This window comes from Paenibacillus sp. J22FR83 (assembly GCF_059691955.1).
Genome location: NZ_JCAUAM010000018.1, coordinates 29,610 through 54,479, shown reverse-complemented (window position 1 = coordinate 54,479; position 24,870 = coordinate 29,610). Strand labels below are relative to the sequence as shown.

Sequence of the window (24,870 nt, the reverse complement as noted above, 5' to 3'; positions counted from 1 at the left end):
TTCTATCCGTCTTCCTATCGGCATTCTACACATTGTTTACTGACTTGTACGTCACACCTAACGCATCCAAATTACGCCCAATTTGCAGTAAATGCGTTTCTACGTGACGAATAAAGCCGTGAAACAAATCGGCGACAGAGATTTCTTTGCCGTTATTATTCCCCTTACGTTCCCACTGCTCTTCTGTCAAACGTCCATAGAACAGCGCATTATAGGCAAGTATCGCATCAAACGCAAGCAGAATATCACTCAATTCCGTCTGGTTCGCTCGCGACTCCGCAACCCATGCATCCTGATCGTAGAGGAGAAACTCTTTGCCATTTTCAGCTACAATTTTACGAATACGGATGGCATGCACAAAGCTCGCATCTACGAGATGGGCTACAACTTCTTTAATGCTCCACTTCTCAGGCGCAGGCTTCCATACCAACTGTTCATGTGAAAGCTGGTTTATAAGGTGTCTAATTCTTTCCGAAGTTGCCAGGTAACTATCAATATAAAGCCTTGTTGTCTCACTCACGATCTAAACACCCCATTCTTGAAAAATTTCTTCTGTATGCTCACCCTTAAGCGGCGGTTTGCGATAAATCTGAAACTCATAATCCGTTAGCTTAACGGGATAACCTACGGTCATAGTTTGCGTATGATTCGGAAGCGTTAACTCGTGAATCAAGCCACTTTCCTTCACCGCAGGATCGTGCAAGATGTCTTCAAACGTATTAATTGGTGCACAAGGCACACCTCGTCCATCAAAAATATCAAGCCATTCTGCCGCAGTTCTCCGACTGAATGCTTCCTGCAGAAGCAGAGCCAGTTCCTTCTGATGCTTCGCGCGCAACGTCTGGTTCTGAAACCGCGGATCGTCAGCGAGCGCCGGCAACTCCACAGCATCCACCACCTCGCGCCACAACTTTTCATTGCCGGCAGCGATTACGAATGGCTTATCACTCCCGTGATAACCTTGATAAGGGGCATTGCGCGGATGCGCGCTGCCCAAGCGCTTCGGTGCCACCCCATTGCCATAATACTCGCTTGTCTGCAAAGCGGATATACCCAGCACACTTGCTAGCATGGAGCAGTCAATGTAACTGCCTTTCCCGCTTCGCGATGCTTGATGAACCGCCGCAACGACCGTATAAGCGCCATAGAGCCCTGCTACGAAGTCTGCTACAGGAACTCCGCATTTGACAGGTGCGCCATCCTCTTCTCCCGTCACACTCATCAATCCGCTAATAGCTTGAATAGTCACGTCGAAGGCACCTTTTTGCGCGTAAGCACCCTTTTGTCCGTAGCCAGAAATGGAACAATACACGAGCTTCGGGTTGTTTTCCACTAATTGCTCATAGTTAAGGCCGAATTTCGCCAGTACGCCTGGCCGATAATTTTCCACGATGACATCAGCTTGCACACATAACTCACGCAATCGTTCAAGATCCGCTGGCGCTTTGAAATCAATCGCTATACTGCGTTTATTCCGATTCAACGAACTGAAATTGGAACTATAGCCCTCTCCTTCTTCGTTCGTCATGAATGGCGGCCATTCTCGCATACTGTCCCCCACATCAGGCCGTTCTACCTTGACCACATCCGCGCCCAGATCAGCAAACAACATTCCTGCAAAAGGACCTGCCGCTATTTGTCCAAATTCTATAACTTTGATGCCTGCAAGAGGACCCTGATTGTTATTGCTCATATGTGTTCCGCTCCTCTTTATGAGAGTAATTAGCGTGACTACCCTGTCATTAGCTAAAAATAGGACTTACATTATCATGCTTCGTTATCACATCACGAGCTTTCCCAGTGGCAACATCATGGATATGCCTAGGCTGTTTCCCAATATCCGTCCCATATATATGGATCGTAATGGCTGCCTCATCAAATGGATTCGCAACACCATGAATGTCATAATCCGGTGGATATACAAATGAGATATCTCCTTGGGACGCTGTGACCTCCGATACCTCGCGAATCGTATAGCGTGGCTCGGCATCTTCGCCGTGATCTTCACGTCGGTAGCGCTTCTCCACAACGGAACCGCGGTATACACCGACTAATCCCCATACGAGATGATCGTGAACCGGAGCAACTTGCCCCGCTCCCCATACGAAGGCAATGACGGCGAAGGACTCGTTCTCCGGCCTATACAGCAAATACTGCGCGTACTTATTAGGAAGAGGCACTTGCAAGTCTGCAGGCAATAAGCCATCAGTGGTCAACAATTGTTGCAAATGCGGCCGTACGTGATCAATAATGGTACGATAATCCTGATGACTAGCCAGTATTTCTGTAATGTCTACTTCCAACTGATGAAAGGGTTTATTTTCGCTCATCTACATCCCTCTTTCTATGATTGAACTGCGGCACTTTGCAAATACACGCCAAAATGCTGCTTCGCAAACAACGGATATATACGCCGTAATTCACGGCTTACCTCAAAACGAAGTGTCGTTAATTCTGCTACAGTTGGAGGTTCGAGATTTGGAATCGAAGCATCCCCTCCCATATTCAACCCAAGATCAAACCCCGTTCTCCCCTGTACCTCAGCAGGCTTCACACCAGGCACGGTTGCAGCTAGCTTTAATCTGCGCTCAGGTCCAATAGGTTTCAATACACCTAGGGGGGTAAATACGCCAACTAATCCGGTTTGATGATAGATGCCCCTTCCTGAAGAAGGTATTGAGGTTACGAAATCGAGTGTTTCTGGAAATCCTTTGGGCCCATGGTCCGTTTTCCATAAGAAAATGCGTTTGCATGTAAAATAAACAACCCCTGATCCCGCTCCTCCAGGGAGTCTCACCTTGGGCTTGCCATAGTCGCCGATCGTATGCAGATTGATGCGTCCATAGCTGTCGATTTGAGCACCGCTGAGAAAGAATACATCCATTTCGCCTCGCTGCATAAGGTCAAAAAATTCTTTCGTACCTTGGAACGGCCAATCACACTGCCCAAGAATATAAACGGAGGCTTGCTTCGCATGCGTCGCTTTGGCAAGCAGTGCAGCCGCAGCTGGGATAGGTGAGTTATTTCCGACTCCGATAACCTCATGGTTGTGCAGCTCTCTTGCCAAGTAACATATCATCGCTTCCTCCATGGAATACGAAGACAAGCTCCCTTGCTCGATACGACTCATACGATTCCTCCCCCACTATGTGTGTATGAAGCTCTTCACATACTCTTCGAATGCAGCATCTGAATTTGAAGCTTCCATATAATTGGAAATTTCTACGTCATCAGCCTCATAATAGCCTGGACAAGCCGTGGGCAGAGCACCACCACGTGCATGAACGACACCGTTGAGAAACAGCGATGGGATGAAGGCTACACTATGGTTGACTTCACGAAGCAGTTCCTCAGGTGACACGATCTCCTCCACCGTAGCGAACGCCTTCACGGAAGCTTGGGCGAGCAGTCGATTGTTCTGCGCTGGATGAGCAATCACATTGCCATGTGTATCCCCCTTGTACCCGTGGAAAATCGCTACGTCTGGTCGAATCGCCGGCACAATGGCAATGCTCTCCTCCGCATTGTACGGATTCTTGATCTCATGAAAATCCGATCTGATTTGCATATAACCCGTTCCGATCAACCCTCGCACTGGGGTGAAGGGGATACCAGAAGCACCTGCCCCAAGTGCTGCCGTTAGCGTCGGACAAGCATGCTCTAATCCGGTTATCGCACCTTGCTCGAATTTGCGCCTGAAGTTCAGCCCAAACCCATACTCCCCCATCGAAATTTGTGAAAATTCAACGGTCGAGACAACACCAGCTCCGATCAAAAGATCCGCGTTCACTGCCGCAGCCCCGACACAAACGAGGTATAACTCACGCCGCTTCGCACGGACGATTTCACGAATGAGGGCCATCGGAGACATCTCCATATTGCCGCTAACGGCAAGTTTCGTACCATCCGGTATCTGTGCAACCGCCTCTTGTATGGATATTAACTTGGATGGCACGTACCCCACTCCTTTTTCCAATAAAATTCCATTTCTTACAAAGGGTAATGACATGCTGCATAATGACCAGGCGCAATCGGCGCTAGCTCTGGCACTACCTCACGGCACAGTGCCGTCGCAGCTGGGCATCTCGTATGAAAACGGCAGCCTGATGGCGGTCTTGCAGGTGACGGCATTTCGCCTTCCAAAGGCACGAAACTGCGCTTCCGCTTGGGATCCGGCACTGGAATGGCGGACAGAAGCGCCTTCGTATAATGATGTGCAGGATGCCTGAACAGCTCATCTGTTGGTGCAATTTCAACTAATTTGCCTAAATACATAACACCAATACGATCTGAAATATAACGAACAATATTAAGGCCATGTGCGATGAACAAATACGTTAAATTCATGCGTTGCTGAATATCTTGCATGAGATTTACAATCTGAGACTGAACAGAAACATCCAAAGCGGAAACCGCTTCATCAGCTAGGATAAACTTCGGATTCAGCGCAATCGCCCGAGCAATCCCAATTCGTTGGCGCTGCCCGCCTGAGAATTCATGCGGCAACCGATCATACCATGATGGATTCAAGCCAACGAGTTCCATAACCGACTCTACTTTGGCTCGTTTGGCGGATCCACGCAAAGACTCGTGCACCCAGAATGGTTCACCAATGATATCTCCCACTTTCCAGCGAGGATTAATGGAACCATAGGGATCCTGGAACACAATCTGCATATCTCTTCTCGTATCTTTCCAATCCTTCGCACCCGCTTGAATGAGATCTCTGCCTTCAAATTGAATAGAGCCCGCCGTTGCTTTCTCCAACTGAAGAAGGACTCTGCCTAGCGTGGATTTGCCACATCCGGATTCCCCGACAAGGCCGAAGGTTTCCCCTTTGCGGATGTCAAAGGACACATCATCAACCGCTTTAATGGAAGAGCGGCCTCGCCCAAACCATCCTTGGCGGATCGGGAAATATTTCTTCACATTCTTCACTTGAAGCAACGGCGGCTCCATCTCCAGTGCCCATGCATCATCACGAAGCCCCACACTGCCAGGCAGTTCGACAGGCGTAGTCGTTACCGCATCCCCGAAGAACTCAGCCGCCAAATGATCAATCCGCTCCGCATTCCAGCACGCAACCTCACGACCATGCAACTCCTGCAGGGGTGGATCTTCACTCAAACACCGATCCGTTGCGTAGGGGCAACGGGGATGGAAACGGCAGCCGGTCGGCAAATTAGACAAGCTGGGAATCGTGCCTTTAATCGTATACAACTTCAAACCACGAACATTATCCAGGGTAACAATGGAATGCAGGAGACCTTGTGTGTAGGGATGGGCTGGATTTTCGAACAATTGATGTACTGGCGACTGCTCAACAACCTTTCCCGCATACATAACCACGACACGGTCGGCCATTTCAGCTGCAATCCCGAGATCATGGGTAATGAGCAGAATGGACATCTGGAATTCATCTTTCAGCTCACGGAGCAAGCTCAAGATTTGCGCTTGGATCGTAACATCCAACGCTGTCGTAGGTTCGTCAGCAATAAGCAGCTCAGGTCCGCAGGCTAGTGCCATGGCAATCATCGCCCTTTGGCGCATACCGCCCGAAAGCTCGTACGGATATTGCCCCATCCGAATTTCCGGTTCTGGAATGCCCACTCTGCGCAGTAAGGATATCGCCTTTTCTTTGGCCCCCAGCTTCGAAATTCGCTCATGACGAATGATGACTTCGATGATTTGGCTGCCAATGGTGAAGATCGGATCAAGCGCAGTCATCGGCTCTTGGAAGATCATCGCGATTTTTTTCCCACGCAGATCGCTAATTTCCTTTTGTGACAGCCCCACTAGACTTTGCCCATCGAGCTTAATATCTCCGTGTGAAACATAGCCGCCATCATAGTTAATCAGATGCATAATCGACAAGGACGTAATCGTCTTTCCACTCCCTGACTCCCCGACCAAGCACACAATTTCTCCTGTTCCGATCTGTAAACTAATCTTGTTTATGGCATTGAGTGAACCGCTGGCTGTTTGAAAATCAACGGACAATGCATCAATTTCGAGTAATGGTTTCATACGCTATGCCCTCGATTTCTTTGGATCCATGCGATCACGAATTTCGTCACCAATCAGATTAACTACAATCACCAGCAACGTAATAGCCAAACCTGGAAACGTAGCCACCCACCAAGCAACTGTCATATAGCTGCGTCCTTGGGAGAGCATATAACCCCAATCCGGGATTTCTTTCACCACACCAAGTCCAAGGAAACTTAACCCTGTTCCTACTAGAATCGAGCTCCCGACACCGATCGTCATCATGACGAGTAACGGAGAGAAGCAATTCGGCAGAATATGACGCAGCATAATTTCGAGATGTGATGTCCCTACCGCACGCGCTGCATCAATGAAAGGCCGATTGCGAATGGAGATCACTTGACTGCGCACGACCCTTGCTTTACCAGGAATCGTAGCCACGCTTATAGCCAATATGACGTTGAAGAAACTAGGTCCGAGGGCAACTGAAATCGCGATCGCCAACAAAATGCCCGGAATCGTCATGAGAATATCGTTGAAACGCATAAATAACGAATCGACAACGCCGCCCCAATATCCTGCCATCAGTCCGAATAGTGTCCCAATACAACCGCCAATCACGACGGATACGACTCCCATAACTAGCGATTGTCTGCTGCCATAGATGACGAGTGTCCATACATCCCGACCGAATTGGTCGGTTCCAAGCGGATGCGATAAACTTGGCGATTTCAAGAGTTTATCCGTCAGCATTTCCGTTGGTGAGTAAGGCGCAATCCAGGAGGGAACGATAGCACACAAGATTAGAAAAGCCAAAATAAACAGCGACAAGCTTAGCAGTGCCTTGGATAAATTAAGCTTTCTTAACCGAAATCGGAAGTTCAGAAGCTCCTGCCTCTTCCTTAACAGCCTTTCTGTTGTTACCGTGTTAAATAGCATGAACGCCAACTCCTTTCATCGTTATGCTGACTTACGGACACGCGGATCCACATAGGAATAAGACACATCCACCATCAAGTTAACCACAATATTAAAAAGTCCTGTAATCAGAATTGCCGCCTGAATCACTGGAATATCTTTCTGATTGATCGCGTCTACCACTAACTTCCCTAAGCCTTGCCTAGAGAAGACCGTTTCCGTCACAACAGCTCCCGAGAGCATCTCTCCAACTAACAAACCAAGAATCGTAACCGCAGGCAGCAAAGCATTCCGAAGCACGTGCTTGTAGAGCACGATTCTTTCGGACAATCCTTTCGCCCGCAGTGTCACGACAAAAGGTTCATGAATAACTTCTAACACACTATTCCGCACCATCCGAGTCAACATCCCTGCACCTGTCACCCCTAATGCGAATGACGGTAGAATCAACTGTTTAAAGCTGCCATTCCCAATAGCGGGTAAGAGTTGAAAATGCACCGAAAAGACAAGAATAAGCAGAATGCCAAGCCAAAACTTGGGCATAGAAACACCAAGTAAACTAATAACGCGAACGATGTAGTCCAACACCCGATTCTTATAAACTGCTGATAACACACCCAGAATGAAACCGACGATAATGGCAAAAATAGTACTCAATAGCGCCAAGGAAAGCGTGGCCGGCAGCTGAGCCAGCAGTCGATCGATCACGGGTTGACTGTTGGCGAAAGAATGGCCAAAATCCCCCCGAATGCTTTTCCACAAATACACAGCATATTGCTGCCAAAGCGGCTGATCTAAGCCAAACTGCTTTCTTAAATAGTCGATGCGCTCAGGTGAGGCATCCTCACCTGCAATCATCTGGGCCGGATCACCGGGAAGCCAGTGAATGATTAAGAAAACAAGCGTCAACGAACCTAGAATGACTGGAATGGACACGATGAGCCTGTTCAAGATATACTTCACCATCTGTGACTCCCCCTCGTGATCTTATTTTTGAATCCAAGCATCATAGAATACTGGCCAGGCTGGCGAATCGAACGTAATCCCTTTCACTTCTTTCGTGGAAGCAACAGAGTAGTTGAACACATACGCAGGAATTCCGTAAACATTATCAATAATGTACTCTTGTGCGTCTTTATAGATCGTTTTCCGTTTCTCAGGATCTGTTTCCAGATAGCCCTGCTCCAAGAACTCATCTAATTTAGGATCATTCGTTTTGGCAATATTATTAGCCTTAGAAGGACCTTTGGTCGAGTAAAGCTGTCTGAGCACATCGGGATCTCCCGAGAATTGACTGCCCGCAATCAGGTCATAATCCCCTTTATTCCGGCGATCCGTGTATGTACCACTAGGCAAGGAAATCACTTTCAGCTCGATCCCTACTTGTTTCAGCTGCTGTGTGAATATCGCGATCAAATCAAGCCGCTTCTCACGATTCCCTTGTGTATCAATCACTTCGACCGTGAGTCGTTTCCCGTCTTTGGAACGGTAACCATCCGCTCCCTTGATCCAACCTGCCTCTTCCAGCGTTTGATTAGACTTGGCTGCATCTAGCTTGTAGGCATTCTCCCTGCTCGGTGAATAGGCAAACTGTTCTGGAGAAAGCGGCGACCAGCCTTGCTTCGAAGTGCCTAAGTAAATGGTCTTCACAGCCGAGTCGATATCCAAGGCCGAGCGGAACGCTTGCCGTATTTTCAGATCATTCCAAGGTGCCTTCTGAATATTTAAATAGAGTGTATAGTTGGCCTGCAGCAGTTCGGTTTCCTGAACATTAAAATTACGATCCGCCTTCAATGCCACGAGATTCTGCGGAGGAATAATGTCTGCCACTTGTACTTGTTTGCTTTGCAGAACGCTGACACGGGTGGCTTCTTCTTCCACATATTTCACGGTTAATTTATCTAAATAGGCAGGACCTTGATGCTTCGCGTTGGAAGGGCCCCAGTTGTAGTCTGGATTTTTCTCCAGTTCAACTTGTGAGCTAGGTGTAATTTTCTTCAACTTAAAGGGTCCCGTGCCCACTGGATTTTGCGGGAATGCATCCCCGTACTTCTTCACAGCTGTCGGAGAAACGAAGCCCAAATCGACTTTGGCAGCGTTGCTCAGGAACGGCGCGAAGGTCGTCTTGAAATTCACCTTCACAGTGAATTCATCGATAACTTCCGTCGATTGATACGAGCCAAGCTCGTTCAATGCGATGGACGCTTTGGTCGCTGGATCAATAATCCGATCAAAATTAAATTTCACAGCTTCGGCATTAAACGGCGTGCCATCATGGAATTTTACATCCTTACGCAGATGGAACGTATAACTCTTCTTGTCTGCGGATAGCTCCCAAGATGTGGCTAACCACGGCTTAATCGTGTGATCAGGCAGCTCCACGACTAAGCTGTCGTAGATAGAACGCATGACTCTCGTCGTTGGGGCGAAGCCTGCTTTGTGAGCGTCCAAGCTGTCTGAAGTCACCGTACCTGCAAGTGCCCACACTAGCTCACCGCCTGGGGTTACTGTACCCGCTTCTTGAGATGCGCCTTCCTTGGACGCCCCTTCCTTCGAGGCTTCCCCGCAGCCTGTTACGATGAAAGCAGTAATGAGTAAACCGCTGACGATAGATCCGATCCTCTTTTTCATATCATTCTCTCCCTTTAAGCTTATGCTTGAGCTATTCTCTGTTTTGTATATCGGTTTACTGGGATTTCGAGGCCAAGATTACCCCGCAACGTTTCACTTTCGTATTCTTCTCTATAAATACCGCGCTCCTGAAGAATCGGCACGACAAGCTCTACGAAATCTTTTAGCACACTCGGTATGCCTGTATGAATAATAAAGCCATCAGCTGCGCCTTCTTCAAACCACTGTTGAACGGTATCTGCGATTTGTTCAGGCGTACCCACGAAAGAGCTTCTAGGTGTTGCAAAACGCAATGCGGTTTGACGCAGTGTCAAATTCTCTTCTTTGGCAATCCGCTTAATACGGTCTGTCGAACTGCGGTAGCTATTGCTGCCAAGATCGCCGAGATCCGGGAACGGCTCATCCAGCGGGTATTGCTTGAAATCGTGATAAGTAAATGGTCGACCTAACTGATCAAGCGCATCCTCCAACGTCACTAACCCTGCAATCGCCTGATATTTGCTCTCTGCTTCTTCTTCTGTCCGACCAATGATTGGACTAATGCCTGGGAACACGAGGATTTCCTCGCTCGCCCTGCCATAAGCAGCCGCACGTGCCTTAATATCTTGATAAAAAGCTTTCGCTTCCTTAATCGATTCATGTCCTGTAAAAATGGCATTGGCACTCTTCGCTGCTAGATTTCGGCCATCATCCGACCCGCCTGCTTGGAAAATCACAGGCTGACCTTGCTGGGAACGGGCAATATTCAGTGGCCCCTGTACAGAGAAATGCTTCCCTTTATGATTCAGCGCATGCAGCTTGCTCGGATCGAAGAACTCGCCCGTTGTTTGATTCCGCGTGAATGCATCATCTTCCCACGAATCCCACAGCCCGCGCACAACTTCCAAATGCTCCTCTGCGATCCGGTAGCGCTCATCATGGGCATAATGCTCATCCCTGCTGTAATTGCGAGCAGCACCTTCAAGACCCGTCGTTACAACATTCCAGCCTGCACGTCCCGCGCTGATATGATCCAGCGAAGCGAACTGCCTTGCCACTGTGAATGGTTGTGTGAAAGACGCCGTTAGCGTCCCCACCAGACCAATCTTCGAGGTTACGGCTCCAAGTGCGGATAGAACCGTCAGTGGCTCTAGCCGGTTTAGATAATGCGGAGCTGATTTTTCCGTAATATACGTGCTATCCACGATAAAAACAAAATCAAACTTGCCTTCCTCTGCTTGTAACGCCTGCCCGGCATAATAATCAAAATCAACACTGGCATCTCCCGGTATTTCAGGATTCCGCCAAGTATATTTGGATGTACCTACACCTGTAATCGTGGCTCCGAGTTTAAGCTTTCTTGAATTGGACATGTGTTTCTCCCCCTTATACGTTCAGCACTTTGGCTTTGCTATTGCGATTAACCGGTACTTCCAAACCTAAATGACCACGCAATGTGTCATGTTCGTATTCCGTACGATATAAGCCGCGTTCTTGTAAAATAGGCACGACCAGCTCCACGAAATCCTGCAGGGCTCCCGGTATTCCCACGCCAATAATGAATCCGTCGGACGCTCCTTCTTCCACCCATTGCTGAATCGTATCGGCGATCTTCTCCGGAGTCCCCACGAAATTTCCTTTCGGTGTTGCAAAACGGAGCGCAACTTCGCGCAAAGTCAGATTATGCTCTTTGGCCAATCGTTTAATCTTCGTTGATCCGCCTTGCTGGCTGTTAGCCCCCAAATCCCCAAGGTCTGGGAACGGTTCATCTAACGGATACACGCTAAAATCAAAATCATTGAACGGACGACCTAGCGCTATAATCGCTTTATCAATGGATACAAGATTAACCGTTTCGAGGTACTTACGCTCTGCTTCTTCTTCCGTGCGACCGATGATGGGCCGAATGCCAGGAAGGATCGAGACATCGTCGGCGTTACGACCGAAGGATACCGCCCTGCGTTTGATATCCGCATAATAAGCCTTGGCTTCCTCAATATTCTCGTGCCCAACGAAGATCGCGTCTGCATTCTTCGAAGCAAAGTTGCGGCCATCCTCCGATGTTCCCGCTTGGAAAATAACCGGCTGCCCTTGTTTCGAACGGGCGATGTTCAATGGACCCTGCACCGAGAAGAACTCACCTTTGTGATTCAACGTATGGAGCTTCTCCGGGTCAAAAAACTGTCCTGTCTCTTTATTCCGCGTGAACGCATCATCTTCCCAGGAATCCCATAAACCTTTCACCACATCCACATGCTCTTGCGCAATGCGGTAACGCTTCTCATGCGGCGGATGCTCTTCTTTGCTGTAATTGTTCGCACTGCCTGATAGCCAGGAAGTGACCACGTTCCAACCTGCGCGCCCTTTGCTGATCAAGTCGAGTGAAGCGAATTGCCTAGCCACCGTAAAAGGCTCACTGTAGCTGACAGTCACGGTCGCCACAAGGCCGATCCGTTTCGTCACGGCTGCAAGTGCGGATAGAATGGTCAGTGGTTCAAACCGATTCAAGTAATGCGGGCTTGATTTTTCCGTAATATGAACGCTATCTGCGATGAAAGCAAAATCAAATTTCCCCGCTTCCGCTGTTTGCGCTTGATGTTTATAGAATTGAAAGTTGGTGCTCGCATCCGTAATCGCATCCGGGTGTTTCCAATCTTCCCAACCTCCGCCTACTCCGTGAATCATTGCACCTAGTTTAATTTTTTTCCCTTTTGCCATTCGAATCAGCCTCCGTTTGTTTATATATGATTATTCCGATGCACTTAATGGTATTTATCATAAATCAGGAACTCTCTCTTGTACAATTCAAAAAGATGAACCTCTGATTCACTTTTTATGAATATACAAGTAAAACACTTGGATTAATAAGAATTCATGATATGATAGTTGTAAGACTTTGTAAAATTGAAAATTCCGATCGTTTACTTCACAATTGATGAACCAAATCTTAGGAGAGGACTGGGGATCCTATGGATATTCGCAATATCAAAACCTTTCAAACTATTATCAGGCTCGGTAGCTTTCAGCGTGCGGCGGAGGAGTTGCAATACGGTCAATCAACCGTAACGATGCATATACAGAAGCTCGAAAGTGATCTAGGCGTTAAACTTTTGGAGCGTGGAAAAAAGCTTACATTAACGGAGGCTGGCCGATTATTTCATCAGAATGCCGATCTACTGCTGAAGGATTACGATTATCTACAGGCTTCTATGGATGAACTTGTCAAAGGGGATGCAGGAATCATACGACTCGGCGTCATGGAACCCACAGCTAGTTATCGGCTGCCACAGCTGCTTGGTCCCTTCCTGCGCCAGCATCCCAAAGTGAAGATTTCCATTCACATTGGCAACACGACTGTGCTCGGCCAAATGCTCCATGAGGGGAGCATCGATATGGCCATTTGCTCGACGCCTAATACGGGATTAGAGCATTCCTTTGAACCTTTTTTCAGCGAAAGGCTCGCACTGCTCGTTCCAGAAACGCATTCATTAGCTTCAAAGCCGACTATTCGTCTGCAGGATTTGCAGCATGAGCATTTGCTGATCACGAACTCTCAGTGCCCTTATCGCCAAAAACTTGAGAATGCCTTGCTCGAAAATGGCGGCAGCCCCTACTCCGGCATGGAGATTGGCAATATGGCTGCGCTCAAATATTATGTGCAAGCTAATTTCGGCATCGCCGTTGTTCCTGTCATTTCTGCAACACCAACGCCGCCTGGCACGGTTCTTAAAGCAATTGATGATTTGGATTCTGGTTTAGTCACAGGCTTACTTCGCAAAATGAATGCCAGCACCTTCAGCTTGGCGACAGAGAGTCTCGTCGAGATTTTCCGGAAAGAGCTGACGAGCACAGTATCATCTGCCTCTTAAGGAGGGAGACAAAAAAGAAGCAGTATTCCTGAGTTAGGAACACTGCTTCTTATACGTCGTCTTGTTTGATGGACGCCTGATCTGACTGTTTTGGCGCGTTCTTCCGTTTCCAGTTTTTCGGGTTAAGGTAGCTCCTGTATTTCTTAGCAACCTCTTTGCCCAATAGAATGCCCCCCGTCCAGAAGGTCACCTCGCTGAAAATAAGCAACCCCGCAATCCACTTGGCCATCCCGCCTCCGGTATGAACGAAAAATGGAATCATAAGCGCACTTATTAATGCGATTGCCGATAGAATTAACGAGCTAATCCCTAGTTTCTTCGTCATGTCATTCCCCCCTTATGTTTCAAACCCTCAGACCATATGAGCCGCCTTCGCTGGAGAACCCCTATTCTGATAAATCATAGACAGTTAGCCATAAGATTATCAAAAGTTTGGAGATGACTTCCGATGCATTGGAATATCACCGATCATCATTTGCTTCCATGCATGGAATGTCTCCTTCTATCATAAGGGCAAGACCATGGTAATTCAAACTTTAGTTAGCTACCTTCTCTCTCGAACGACTCACTCTACCACCACGCACCACGAATAGATGGAAAAACTCCATCTATTTCGGCTAAATTAGCTAATTTTATTGAAATAGATGGAAAATATGATGTTAATTTCATGATAATCCTGTAAAAGTAGAATTATCAGGTAGATTAGATGTATTTTTTCCATCTAACTCTAATTTCAACTGATTTCCCAGGAAATTAGCTGTACTTTTTACAGTTAAACTATCACCACAACCATCACCACTCTCATACACGGCAATAAGCCACCTATTCGCTATGAATAGATGGCTTATCATTTCAACTACTTGGCATCCGCCGCGCAACGAAACCCTATGTTGCCGGTTGAGCTGTCTGGTGTATTTTTACTGCGTGCCGCAACTCGGTAGCGATTGCAATAGGAGCGATGGCACAAATATGAGCCGCCACGTAGTACGCGCGTGTCTCCGGATGGAGGGCCGACAGGGTTGTCCCTAGAGCCCTTCACATGATAATTCGGGCTGAACCAATCGGAGCACCACTCCCACACGTTGCCTGACACGTTATACAAGCCAAATGCATTGGGTTCGAACGCTTTGACAGGCGCAGTTCCTGCATACCCGTCACTTTGATTGTTTTTGTCAGGAAACTTCCCTTGCCAAATGTTACACATATGCTTTCCGCCTGGCTTAAGCTCGTCTCCCCAAGGATAACGCTTCTGGGTCAGTCCGCCGCGAGCGGCAAATTCCCATTCGGCTTCCGTCAGTAGACGTTTGCCTGCCCATTTGCAATATGCCACCGCGTCGCTCCATGACACATGGATAACCGGGTGATCCCAGCGATCTTCAACATGGGAATCCGGCCCCTCGGGATGCAGCCAATCAGCCCCCTCAACCACCCACCACCATGGGGTTTGTTGGACTTTATTCTGCACTTGGGCTGCCGTTGCCTCGGACACGAACAAATGAAAAACAAACGACCAGCCGAAGGATTCCGCCTCTGTTTGGTAATTCGTCGCATCAACAAATTGCTTGAATTCTGCATTCGTAACTGCACAAGCGTCTATGTAGAAGGGCTTTACGTTAATTTCGCGTACCGGCCCTTCGCCATCCGCAGGGAAACCCTCTCGGTCATCTGTTCCCATTAGAAATTTCCCGCCTGGAATGTATACCATACCTTCTTTGCCAAATGGAACTGCTAGCTCAGCTGCTTCTTGTATCTCAACGGAAGTTATCGCTTCCGAATTTGCCGATGGTTGATTGGATGACGCGCGGCTGGCTGAGCAGCATGTTGGTTTATTCGTTTCCATAACTGTCGTCCTCTCACTTTCGTGTTATATGCAGTTAACTAAATATAGCAATTCCGACGAGTGCCGACAATACAATCGTGGCAAGTGGATGCCATTTATACTTATGGACAACAATAAACACGCCAGCCGCGATTCCTATCGTAAACAAAACTTGCCACGAAAATAGCTGTTGTGTACGATCCGAGAAGCCAAAATGGATGGCCGCATAGGCAATTAATCCTGTCACAATCGGTCTCAACCCATAAAACGTGGTGTGCACCGCTTTACTTTGAACTATTTTATAAAAGAAAGAAGAAATGATAATAACAATAACTAGTGAAGGTAATACCATGCCAATCGTTGCAATCACTGCACCAAGAATTCCATCTGCTTTGTAGCCAATTATAGTCGCTGTATTCGTTGCAATGGGTCCAGGCGACATCCCTGCCGCAGCTACACTCTGAGCAAAATGCTCTGTCGTCATCCATTTATGCTGCTCGACCTCATGCTGAATAATCGGGATCATCGCATAGCCGCCGCCGAATGACATGAATCCTATTTTCAAAAAAGTAATAAAGAGTTCCCATAACACCATCTACATCGCCACCCCTCTCATATCCCATCCGCGATGTAATAATCGTAGTAGGTGTAGCCATTATAGGAGGTGTGTACAGGTTCTTTGCCTTTTTCCAAGCTAATTTGGAAGCCAAAGGTTTCTTTCACTTTGACAAAAACAAATCCAATAAATAATCCGATGAGAATCATAAAGAGCGGGTTAATGGGAAGCAGCAACAGAATTGCTACCGTACTAATTGCCGTAACTAACGTTGTTTTATCAAAAATCGCCGAACGTGCCATGTTGTATGCAGCTAACGCGATGAGCCCAATAATGGCGCCATGAATGCCTTTGAACGCGGCCACGACTTTCGGATCCCCCTGCATGAAAATCAAGAAAATACTAAGTGTTAACGCAATTAGAAATGTTGGTAAAGCAATGCCGATGACGGCTGCCGATGCACCAGATATACCCGCCATTCGATAACCAATAAATGCCGATGCATTTATCCCGATTCCGCCGGGAGCAGAACCTGCTATGGATATGATATTGGAAATCTCGTCTTGTTTAACCCATTCTCGCTTTTCGACCACTTCCCGCTCAATGACGGGTATCATGGCATATCCTCCGCCAAATGTGGATGGTCCGATCTTGAGAAATGTCCAGAATATATCCAAACAAAGATGTAAGTGATGCTTTCGCATGTGGATTCCTCCTTTAGCCCATTTGTATGGTAACTCAATTATACCCCACTTAACTCCAAAATGGAATAAACGTTTTATGAAATGGGTTTACACAGACAATCCACCTCTGTTATACACTAGATATTAATACTTTAAATCCGATGTGCTCACTTTGTTTAATTCATTATGATTTTAAGTATGTGACGGCTCAATTAGTCCTAAATATCCAACTAAATCGATTAAACTACCCTTAGCACGTGGGAATTGACTAATTAGTTGGGCAAATGAGGACTATTAGCGATTTCCCACCAGTAATCTTCATTTTAATTCGGAAATTTCGGACTAATATGGCTTCCCCAAATTGTTTGCTGCAGCAGGAACGCACTAATAGCCAAGAGATGAAACTCCATCTCTTGGCTTAACCTGAACCTCTCACCCATTATCACATTTCACCGTAATCTGCCACATTCTACGCTACTTGTTTACGAAAGACGAAGTTGGAAGCTTCCATGCTGACAACGATATCAAGCGCACAAATTTGTTCATAGGCCACAATCAGCTTCTCATGCTTCGGACATCGCAAACTAAACACCAGGTGCATGACAGGGCTTTCTCCTGCTTTTCCTACTATTGGCGAAGGAGCACTCTCTGGCATCATCTTGAGATGCATCACCTGTATGCCCTGTTCCCCAAAGCGAGCGGTTAGCGAACTGAGGAAGCCAGGATGCTCATTAATCATAATTTCGACTTCATGTGTGCGTCGGTGCCTGATGATATGCTTCTCCAACTTATTTAGGACATACAGGCTGATGAGGACTAAAAAGGTACAAACCAGCGCTCCGGTAATAAATCCTGCTCCGACGCTTAAGCCAATAGCCGCAACAAGCCACACGGATGCAGCTGTTGTCAAACCCTTGATGACATTGCCATTTCGCAAAATGGCGCCTGCGCCTAGAAAGCCAATGCCGCTGACCACTTGTGCAGCTAAGCGTGAAGGATCGATACGGACATTGGGTTCATTCACAAATTCAGAGAATCCATATTCGGATAGCAGCATAATGGTCGCTGATCCTAAGCAAACTAGAATATGCGTCCGAAAGCCTGCCGCATGATTGTTCCATTCCCTTTCAAGACCGATCAAACCGCCTAGAATGACGGCTAACACCATACGAATAACTAAATCCAAATGACTAATGTGCCAAGCACTATCGGCAGCAGCTATCATTGGGATTCCTGAAGTGAGTCCGCCAGCCATTGATTCAACTTCACGACTTCCGAACCCGCAAGCATCATAATGCCTACGCCATGATTGTCATTTTTGACAGTGAGCAGATCCTTCTTATAGTAGTCAGCTGTAAATGCATATCGGGAACCACTGCATACACCATGCACATTCCCTTGCGCATCGATCGCAATACGAGTGAGACCATCCCACGCTTTCAAGGCCGCTTCAATAAAGCGTTGTGGTTCTTTGAGCCAACCAAAGCGAACACCTCTTGCAAATGAATAGGCGAACATCGCTGTACAAGAAGCTTCTTCATAAGCATCTGTGTCATTCAACACTTGATGCCACAGCCCGCTTTCCGCTTGCAGATCAGCATATCCACCACACAGCTCATTGAAGAACTCCACAAGCGCCGGTCGCGCTTCATGGGATGCAGGCAAGGCTTCCAGTACCTCTGTTAACGAAAAGAGTGTCCAACCATTGCCACGGCCCCAAGGAATGCCCGTCGCCATGCCATATTTAAAATCGAACACATGCGACATAATGCGTTCTTCCGGCATATACAAATACTTGCGAAACAGCAAGAATTGCTTCGCAGCTTCATCGAGAGCATCCGATACACCCGTGATTCGAGCGTATCGGCACAGAAACGGAGTGCTCATGTATAGATCATCTGCCCACATCGTATTTTCTGAGTACTCATCTGCGCAGATTCGATAAAACGCACCGTCTTCCTTACGTTCCAAGCCGTATAATATAAAATCGGCAATTCTGTTGGCAATCGGCATAAACTTGGAAGCCTCATCTTCTTGATATGCCTCCAACATCGCGGAGCCAAAGGAACCGCAGTTGTCCAGCATTTTCATCATAACCAATTGTTGATTGATGGCAGGGAACCCATACTGTTCACGATCCCATAAGGAATAGGTGAACATGTCTGTGCAGCTTCGAACATGGTCCCGTGCATACTGGTTAATGTCAGGTCGCTCTAATAAGCGCCCCGTTTGCAACAACCCATAAATCGTAACACCAAGCGGGTAATCCCAACGTGCATAATTCGTCACATTGCCAACGGTCCATTTATTGCTCAGCATCGCATTCTCATAGTAAGGGCGAATCCATGTGTCTGGACGATCCAAGCGCCAATAGGTTTGCTCTTCGGCATTCATGTCAACGGTATACACGCGATCCGTCTGTACCAAATCCTCGTAAGAGAAGGAAACGTTAGCAGACAATGGCCCTAAGTACAGCCAAGGGTCTGCAGCTCCATGAACCTGCTTCGGTAAACTGAACGGGACAACCTCGTCACCGATGGAAACTTCCATCGTGAATCCCCAACCATTATTTCCGCAACAACTCCGAACGAGGAGTTGATATTGACCATAAGAAAGCGGCACCTCAACTTGAAATTCACCTGCCTCCGCTAGTTCCAGCACCATCTTGCCTTCCAGCCAAACGGTTAACGCTCCAGCAGCATTTCCCTTCATTAGGCAAATTTCATGTCCTCGCTTGACGTTGTTCAACTGCGTCCATGCATAAGCCTGTTTACCAGGCTGTCTCCCAAATAGTCGTTCACAGGCAGGCAAGGAAAGCTCACTTTCCTCCCATTCACGACGGGGCAGCCAACTCAAGCTATTGTTCTTCTCAGAGGACATCGCGTCCGGTAAGGAACGCCCATCAAAAATATCGTGGTCGATGGGCGAAGAAAACACCCAGCCCGCTTGTCCTTTGCGTTCTGCAAATGGAGCTAGCACGTTCAGAATACGCACTTTCGCCTCGTCGGAACCGAATAAGCAGCCGAATCCAGCTGCCGTATGCTTCGCTTTAATAAAGAGACGATTCCATCCTTTGACGAAATCCAGATTTAACTTCACTGTCGCATCCGGCTTAATCTCGTCAATAACCGTTGAACGATACGTCAGCTCATCATTGAAATAAAACTGAATCGGACCTAAGCACTGGAATAATACATCTAGATTCCGTTCGCCATCACTCCAAACTAAAGCATAGGCATAGGAGAATTGACCGGGCTTTGCCTCAGGAAATCTGCGGCCCAAGTCGAGATCAAACATTCCTTTATCGTTTTGCAATACACCGCCACGACTGAATGCTCGGAATGCGAAGGGTACAGGTGGGTTCGCACCAATATAGCGATCAGCAAGCACTTTCAATGTTTGTTTATGATCATTCCCCAAACGGGTTTGAATACTCTCTTGTTCATTGAAATAGGTCGTCATCATAAACTTCCTTTCTATCGTAGACGGATCTTGAATGTCCGATCATAAGGTGTTACCAAGTTGACATGGACATACTGACATCCAGATGGATGGTGATCTTCACGAACGCTAGGCAGAATATGCTCATAAGCGCCTGATGAAATTTCAATCACATCTCCGTCTGCTTCATACTTCATAGAACCGCTTCGCAAGAAATACTTGCCTTCTTCCCCTGCTAGCAAATCCGCCCCGCTCACCACACCATCATTTCCAAAAATGAAGGTCAGCTGCGTGAAGACATCCTCACGCTCATCAGACGATACATGGATCGTCCATTCCGAATCTCCGGACATAACTTCTGCTTGCAGGTCTAGCTTCTGCACATGGGTCATCGGCCGATGCTGATGCGGCAACAAATACCAAGGGCTGAGTGTTGAACCTTCCGTCCCCGCAGGAAGCAAATGACGTGGAATCGGCCCGTTGTAGCCTTTTTCCAATACCGTATCCAACTTGTATCCGGCCTCGCTTGCAATAAGATTCGTAAACTTTACAATACCTGGTGAGAACGATGTTGCAAGTTTGACTCCTAGTAACCTTGCTTTCCCATGGCGCAATGAGAAGAAGGACGGCGTCTGCGACATGATCGTTACACTTTGCTCTCCTTCTCGTATCCGAACCAACGGAGCTCCGAAAGCGAGATGCATGCTGCTATGTTGAATGTGCATATGATGGCCAACTCCATCAATTTGCTGCAGATGTTCCTGCATCGGGTGCTCGGCATTGATCACTTTCACATACCGATCTAGCAGCGGCGCTCTTTCCAACTGTGAACTATCTGCCTCTGGGTACACGAGCATATTCAGCAGAGGATGGTTATTCACACCTTCGTAGAAACCTGTGATGAAGGATCCTGCATAATCAGCCATTGCAGCAAAGGTCGGATCCTGGTCATACGCCGCCATTAAGCGATAAATCGGGAAATAGTTCGCCATCGTAGCTGTCTGACCGAAATCTTGACGTCCAGAGTAATCCGTAACCACTTCGCCCGACGGGTGAATTAAGTACATCATCATCCGAAGATTGCTTCGGACACATTCGATCAGCTCAGGTCGGTTCATCAAACGCCCCGTATGATACAGCGCAATATTACTTACTGCGTTATAGATCCCGTTACTGCGTTCTGTCCATTCCCCGTCCTCGGTAATATCCAAACCTTCGGCCAACCAATCTTCCGCTCGGGCTAGAAGCGCCGGTTGCGGGAAAATCTCATGCAACAACGAGAGCGCTGCTGTAATGACCCAGCGATGATTCGGTGTATGACAACCGCCAGTCAACATGGCTGGTATCGTGCGCTCCAAGAAGAGCTTCAGCTTAGCTGTCACAGGCTTAAGTTCTGCCCAGTCGTGTTTGTTCAGCAATTGGTACATTTGTGTTACACCGCCGACTACGAACGCCGTATCCGGTGGAGAATTATAATTCGTAGAACCGAGTGAAACCGTTCCATCCGCATGTTGTCTATTCAGCATGAACGTGACTGCTTTATCTAAGGCGGTCAATAGAACGCTATCGTGATAATAACGAGAATCCGCGTTTACCAACGCAGAAGCCCATCCTGCTAGGATACGCGGTGTACTCATGTGATTAGCTCGGGCAATGCCCGTTTCATCGACAATACCACCAACATATTTGGATTGCGGATCATGAATCTGCCCTTGAAGCGTAGCTTCCGTTAATTCATCATTTAAGCTAACTAACCGATTATAAATGGCATCCATGTAAATCACCTTACCCTTTCCTAGCTGCAATTTTACTGGTGATGAGGTTGTGACTCTCATGAATTTCATTCGGCTCGCACAGCGCTTTGAGTTCATATACTTTCACTTTGGCATAATCGATCGCACCAAGGAAATGATCGAAATAGTTCAAGTCCTTGCTGTGAACATAGGGACACCAGTGATCGGCAAGTTCCAGCGTTTCATGGATGTGTACACCATAAATATATTTCTGCACTTCTTGCAGTTCTTTGAGATTATCGTATAAGCCCATTCGGTCCATCATCATCGCATGGCCGATATCGTACCATAGGTACACAGGACTGCCCGCCAGGTTTTCACAGATCGTCTTAGCCTCCATCAAGGAAGGCATCTGGTACGATCTCGAGCGAGTTTCAATGCCGATCGCGACATTCCAGCCTTGTCGAACCGCATGCTCGCTTACAATCTCCAAACTTTCTTGAATCCTTTGCGTATACAAAGGGCTCAATCGATCTCGTCTTTCAATCATAACGCTCCACAATTTCTGATACTCCGGTGAATCCTTGCCGTGATCTCGATACAGCTTTTTTAAATCCACATCAATATTATAGTCAAAAGGTACTTCACCTGGATGCACAACCACCGCTTTGGCTCCATAGCGATTCGCATATTCCATGGATCGGATTAGCAGCTCGACTGAACGCTTACGCTTCGTTTCATCATCAAACCCCAGCATGACGGAATCGGTATCATAATCCTTATCGTTGATGAATGGGAATACGTTGTGTACACTGGATACGCCAATTTCGCCCCTTTCAATCATCGGTTCAATCGTTGTCATCATTTCTTCTGTCACATTATAGTTAAGCTCGACATTGCGAAAGCCCAGCTCTTTAATTTCCTCGATCATGTTGCGTCCCACAGTATGCTTCTTAATGTTCCAACACGTTGAAAACGAATATTCCCCTTTATCGATCATGTCTCTTCCTCCTGGTTTTATTCTGAAAGATCGCTCAGCTTCATGACAGCACCATGTCGTGCCGATAAAGTCGACGCTTCCATTAAGCGGGTTAAATCATAAGCAAGCTCAATATTCTCTGTCGCCGTCGTTCCTTCATGAATATGAGTTACCCATTGTTCGAAAGCGGTAGGCAGCTTGGGTAAATCAGTCACTTCTTGCCAACCTGTCGTTCCTTCTCCTGACAATTTGGAGCTTCGAATGCGTAATTTATCATCCGTTCGGGCATACATAAGGTTACCGTCTGTTCCTTGAATCTCCATATCAAATTGCGAATAGCTATTTACGAATCCCGCTTCCACTATGCCCAGTGCGCCACTTGGATAACGTAATGTAACTACCGCACTATCTTCGACTTCGCGTTCAGTAATGTAACCGAAGCTTGCACTCACACTTTCCGGTAATCCCAGAAACAAACGAGCTAAGTACATCGGATGACAACCTAGATCCATCAGTGCTCCACCCCCGCATTGCTCTAAGTTGAAAAAGTGGGAAGGAAGTGCTCCGTTGGGATGCTTCTCCGTACGCAGCGCACCATTATGTGCAAGCCGAATTCGTACAGTCGTTATCGTTCCTAGGAGACCGTCGCGAATGCAAGTTAATGCTGCTTGTGCGAAGCCCATATAAAGACGCGGTAAGGACACGGTTAGCTTAACACCTGCATCCTCGACTACGGCAAGTATGTCTTGGCATTCTTTCGTAGTAGTAGCTACAACTTTTTCTGTAAAAATATGCTTACCTGCTCTTGCGGCAGCGATAATGACCTCATGATGCCGATTCGTTGGCGTACCTACAATAACTGCGTCAATTTCAGGATTTCTTAGAAGTTCATCCAAGTTTCCGTAAAAAGGAACACCGAGTTCTTCGGCTTTCTCTCGTCCTCGCTCCCCAATTTCATCCCAAACAGCGACGATTTCGGTATCCCCATGTTCGGCAGCTAGTCGTGCATAATCTTTGGCATGGACGTGCCAGAAACTTAACATCGCTACTTTTATCATCGTTCAACTGCCTCTCTACCTATATTATTAGTCAAAATAGACAGCTTTTCCCGTTCGATTCGATTCATAGATCGCTTCTAGAATCTCTGAAACGACACAGGATTGTTCTGGCGTTACAAGTGGCTCTGTATCGTTGATAATCGCATGAATCCATAAGCGGATTTCTTTATCCTGCATCGATTCTTTCTTACCTTCGTAGAAATCTGCGCCTTTTGCTTCGAATTGCATGTGATTCACATAGAGACGGCTATGTTTTTCGCCATTTATACGTAAGCCATCCTGCATATCTGCACCGCCTTCGGTACCGCAAAGCGTCGTTTTCGCTTCCTTCGTATCGAGCGTGTTGAGTGCCCAGCTCGCTTCTACCATAACGGTTGCGCCATTTTTCATGACGATCATAGCAAATGCTGAGTCTTCGACCTTAAACTTCTCGGGATCCCATGGCCCCCAAGAATTGGCCGCATTTTCCTTGCGTGAAAGTTTATGATAAGCGGTGCCCAGCACCACCTTAGGTTCATAGTTATTCATTAACCACAGCGTTAAATCGAGTGCATGTGTACCAATATCAATCAGCGGCCCGCCGCCCTGTTTGTCTTCATCCAAGAATACGCCCCAAGTGGGAACACCACGTCTGCGAACAGCGTGTGCTTTTGCCAAATAAATCTCGCCCAAATCTCCGTCTTCGACGAGTCGTTTCAAATGTTGGCTGTCAGCGCGGAAGCGATTGTTATAGCCAATTGTTAACTTTTTACCTGTACGTTTAGCAACTTCCACCATACGGCGCGCATCTGCTGCTGTTTTCGCCATCGGCTTCTCGCACATCACATGCTTGCCTGCTTCCATTGCAGCAATTGAGATTTCCGCATGCGTGTCATTCGGTGTACATATGTGAACGACGTCAATCGCTGGATCTGCGAGTAATTCGCGGAAATCATCGTAGACGATGGCTCCAGGCGCGCCAAATCTCTCAGCCGCATGAAGTGCACTCTCCCGACGAATATCGAAGAATCCGATAATTTCAACCTCTTCTATTTTGCTCAAGCTAGGTAAATGCTTCCCGATTGCAATTCCACCACAACCAATGATGGCTACTTTCACTTTATTCACTGATGGTTCCCCCCACGATGTAAAGTTAATATTTGCCTATTTAAAGAAGATGCTGGACTTCGACGAGAGACCTGCATATGCAGATACTCCGTATCGAAATCCAGCTCCT

At 47.3% G+C, this 24,870-nt stretch carries 23 protein-coding genes; 1 reads left to right on the top strand and 22 read right to left on the bottom strand.

What is annotated here, in order from left to right; genetic code table 11:
* Positions 1–25: 25 nt before the first annotated feature.
* Genes AC58PV_RS27725 through AC58PV_RS27675 form a run of 11 tightly spaced genes read right to left on the bottom strand, consistent with a single transcriptional unit; the run spans position 26 to position 12,234 of the window.
* On the bottom strand, positions 26–520 hold the full coding sequence (locus AC58PV_RS27725) for a DinB family protein (RefSeq protein WP_497435940.1): 495 nt from the start codon (positions 518–520) through the stop codon (positions 26–28).
* Positions 521–523: 3 nt separating this feature from the next.
* On the bottom strand, positions 524–1,693 hold the full coding sequence (locus tag AC58PV_RS27720) for a CaiB/BaiF CoA transferase family protein (RefSeq protein ID WP_497435939.1): 1,170 nt from the start codon (positions 1,691–1,693) through the stop codon (positions 524–526).
* Positions 1,694–1,742: 49 nt separating this feature from the next.
* Positions 1,743–2,330, bottom strand: coding sequence for a cysteine dioxygenase family protein (locus AC58PV_RS27715; RefSeq protein ID WP_497435938.1), 588 nt, complete (start codon positions 2,328–2,330; stop codon positions 1,743–1,745).
* A 14-nt stretch (positions 2,331–2,344) separates the two neighbouring features.
* Positions 2,345–3,130, bottom strand: coding sequence for a CoA-transferase (locus AC58PV_RS27710; protein ID WP_497435936.1), 786 nt, complete (start codon positions 3,128–3,130; stop codon positions 2,345–2,347).
* A gap of 15 nt (positions 3,131–3,145) precedes the next feature.
* The gene (locus tag AC58PV_RS27705) at positions 3,146–3,955 is read right to left on the bottom strand and encodes a CoA transferase subunit A (protein ID WP_497435935.1); all 810 of its coding nucleotides are present in this window, start codon (positions 3,953–3,955) and stop codon (positions 3,146–3,148) included.
* A 35-nt stretch (positions 3,956–3,990) separates the two neighbouring features.
* Positions 3,991–6,027, bottom strand: coding sequence for an ABC transporter ATP-binding protein (locus AC58PV_RS27700; RefSeq protein WP_497435934.1), 2,037 nt, complete (start codon positions 6,025–6,027; stop codon positions 3,991–3,993).
* A 3-nt stretch (positions 6,028–6,030) separates the two neighbouring features.
* Positions 6,031–6,927 (bottom strand): ABC transporter permease, encoded by an 897-nt coding sequence (locus AC58PV_RS27695; RefSeq protein ID WP_497435933.1) that lies wholly within the window; start codon positions 6,925–6,927, stop codon positions 6,031–6,033.
* A gap of 21 nt (positions 6,928–6,948) precedes the next feature.
* Entirely contained in the window at positions 6,949–7,872 is a 924-nt protein-coding gene (locus AC58PV_RS27690; RefSeq protein ID WP_497435932.1) for an ABC transporter permease, read from the bottom strand.
* A 21-nt stretch (positions 7,873–7,893) separates the two neighbouring features.
* Positions 7,894–9,537 carry an ABC transporter substrate-binding protein gene (locus AC58PV_RS27685; RefSeq protein ID WP_497435931.1) on the bottom strand — a complete coding sequence of 548 codons (1,644 nt, stop codon included), beginning with the start codon at positions 9,535–9,537 and terminating at the stop codon, positions 7,894–7,896.
* Positions 9,538–9,557: 20 nt separating this feature from the next.
* Positions 9,558–10,889 (bottom strand): LLM class flavin-dependent oxidoreductase, encoded by a 1,332-nt coding sequence (locus AC58PV_RS27680; protein WP_497435929.1) that lies wholly within the window; start codon positions 10,887–10,889, stop codon positions 9,558–9,560.
* Between the two features lie 13 nt (positions 10,890–10,902).
* On the bottom strand, positions 10,903–12,234 hold the full coding sequence (locus AC58PV_RS27675) for an LLM class flavin-dependent oxidoreductase (protein WP_497435928.1): 1,332 nt from the start codon (positions 12,232–12,234) through the stop codon (positions 10,903–10,905).
* Between the two features lie 251 nt (positions 12,235–12,485).
* Here AC58PV_RS27675 and AC58PV_RS27670 point away from each other — a divergent pair, with 251 nt between their 5' ends.
* Positions 12,486–13,385, top strand: a complete 900-nt coding sequence (locus AC58PV_RS27670; RefSeq protein WP_497435927.1) for a LysR family transcriptional regulator — start codon at positions 12,486–12,488, stop codon at positions 13,383–13,385.
* A 49-nt stretch (positions 13,386–13,434) separates the two neighbouring features.
* On the opposite strand, the gene AC58PV_RS27665 is transcribed toward AC58PV_RS27670, so the two are convergent.
* From AC58PV_RS27665 to AC58PV_RS27615, 11 genes are all read right to left on the bottom strand, one after another.
* On the bottom strand, positions 13,435–13,710 hold the full coding sequence (locus AC58PV_RS27665; protein WP_497435926.1) for a transporter suffix domain-containing protein: 276 nt from the start codon (positions 13,708–13,710) through the stop codon (positions 13,435–13,437).
* Between the two features lie 340 nt (positions 13,711–14,050).
* Entirely contained in the window at positions 14,051–14,194 is a 144-nt protein-coding gene (locus AC58PV_RS27660) for a hypothetical protein (protein WP_497435924.1), read from the bottom strand.
* A 47-nt stretch (positions 14,195–14,241) separates the two neighbouring features.
* Positions 14,242–15,225, bottom strand: coding sequence for a formylglycine-generating enzyme family protein (locus AC58PV_RS27655; protein ID WP_497435923.1), 984 nt, complete (start codon positions 15,223–15,225; stop codon positions 14,242–14,244).
* 34 nt (positions 15,226–15,259) lie between these two features.
* Entirely contained in the window at positions 15,260–15,799 is a 540-nt protein-coding gene (locus tag AC58PV_RS27650; RefSeq protein ID WP_497435922.1) for a chromate transporter, read from the bottom strand.
* Between the two features lie 17 nt (positions 15,800–15,816).
* Positions 15,817–16,464 carry a chromate transporter gene (locus AC58PV_RS27645; protein ID WP_497435921.1) on the bottom strand — a complete coding sequence of 216 codons (648 nt, stop codon included), beginning with the start codon at positions 16,462–16,464 and terminating at the stop codon, positions 15,817–15,819.
* Positions 16,465–16,912: 448 nt separating this feature from the next.
* Entirely contained in the window at positions 16,913–17,698 is a 786-nt protein-coding gene (locus AC58PV_RS27640; protein ID WP_497435919.1) for an MgtC/SapB family protein, read from the bottom strand.
* Positions 17,665–19,908: a glycoside hydrolase family 88/105 protein gene (locus tag AC58PV_RS27635; protein WP_497435918.1), complete on the bottom strand. Its 2,244-nt coding sequence runs from the start codon at positions 19,906–19,908 to the stop codon at positions 17,665–17,667. The genes AC58PV_RS27640 and AC58PV_RS27635 overlap by 34 nt, the downstream gene beginning before the upstream one ends.
* 11 nt (positions 19,909–19,919) lie before the next feature.
* Complete coding sequence (locus AC58PV_RS27630) at positions 19,920–21,659, bottom strand: hypothetical protein (RefSeq protein ID WP_497435917.1); 1,740 nt, start codon at positions 21,657–21,659, stop codon at positions 19,920–19,922.
* Positions 21,660–21,669: 10 nt separating this feature from the next.
* Positions 21,670–22,617, bottom strand: a complete 948-nt coding sequence (locus tag AC58PV_RS27625; protein ID WP_497435916.1) for a sugar phosphate isomerase/epimerase family protein — start codon at positions 22,615–22,617, stop codon at positions 21,670–21,672.
* 17 nt (positions 22,618–22,634) lie between these two features.
* On the bottom strand, positions 22,635–23,654 hold the full coding sequence (locus AC58PV_RS27620; protein WP_497435915.1) for a Gfo/Idh/MocA family protein: 1,020 nt from the start codon (positions 23,652–23,654) through the stop codon (positions 22,635–22,637).
* 27 nt (positions 23,655–23,681) lie between these two features.
* Positions 23,682–24,761 carry a Gfo/Idh/MocA family protein gene (locus AC58PV_RS27615; RefSeq protein WP_497435913.1) on the bottom strand — a complete coding sequence of 360 codons (1,080 nt, stop codon included), beginning with the start codon at positions 24,759–24,761 and terminating at the stop codon, positions 23,682–23,684.
* Positions 24,762–24,870 lie beyond the last annotated feature (109 nt).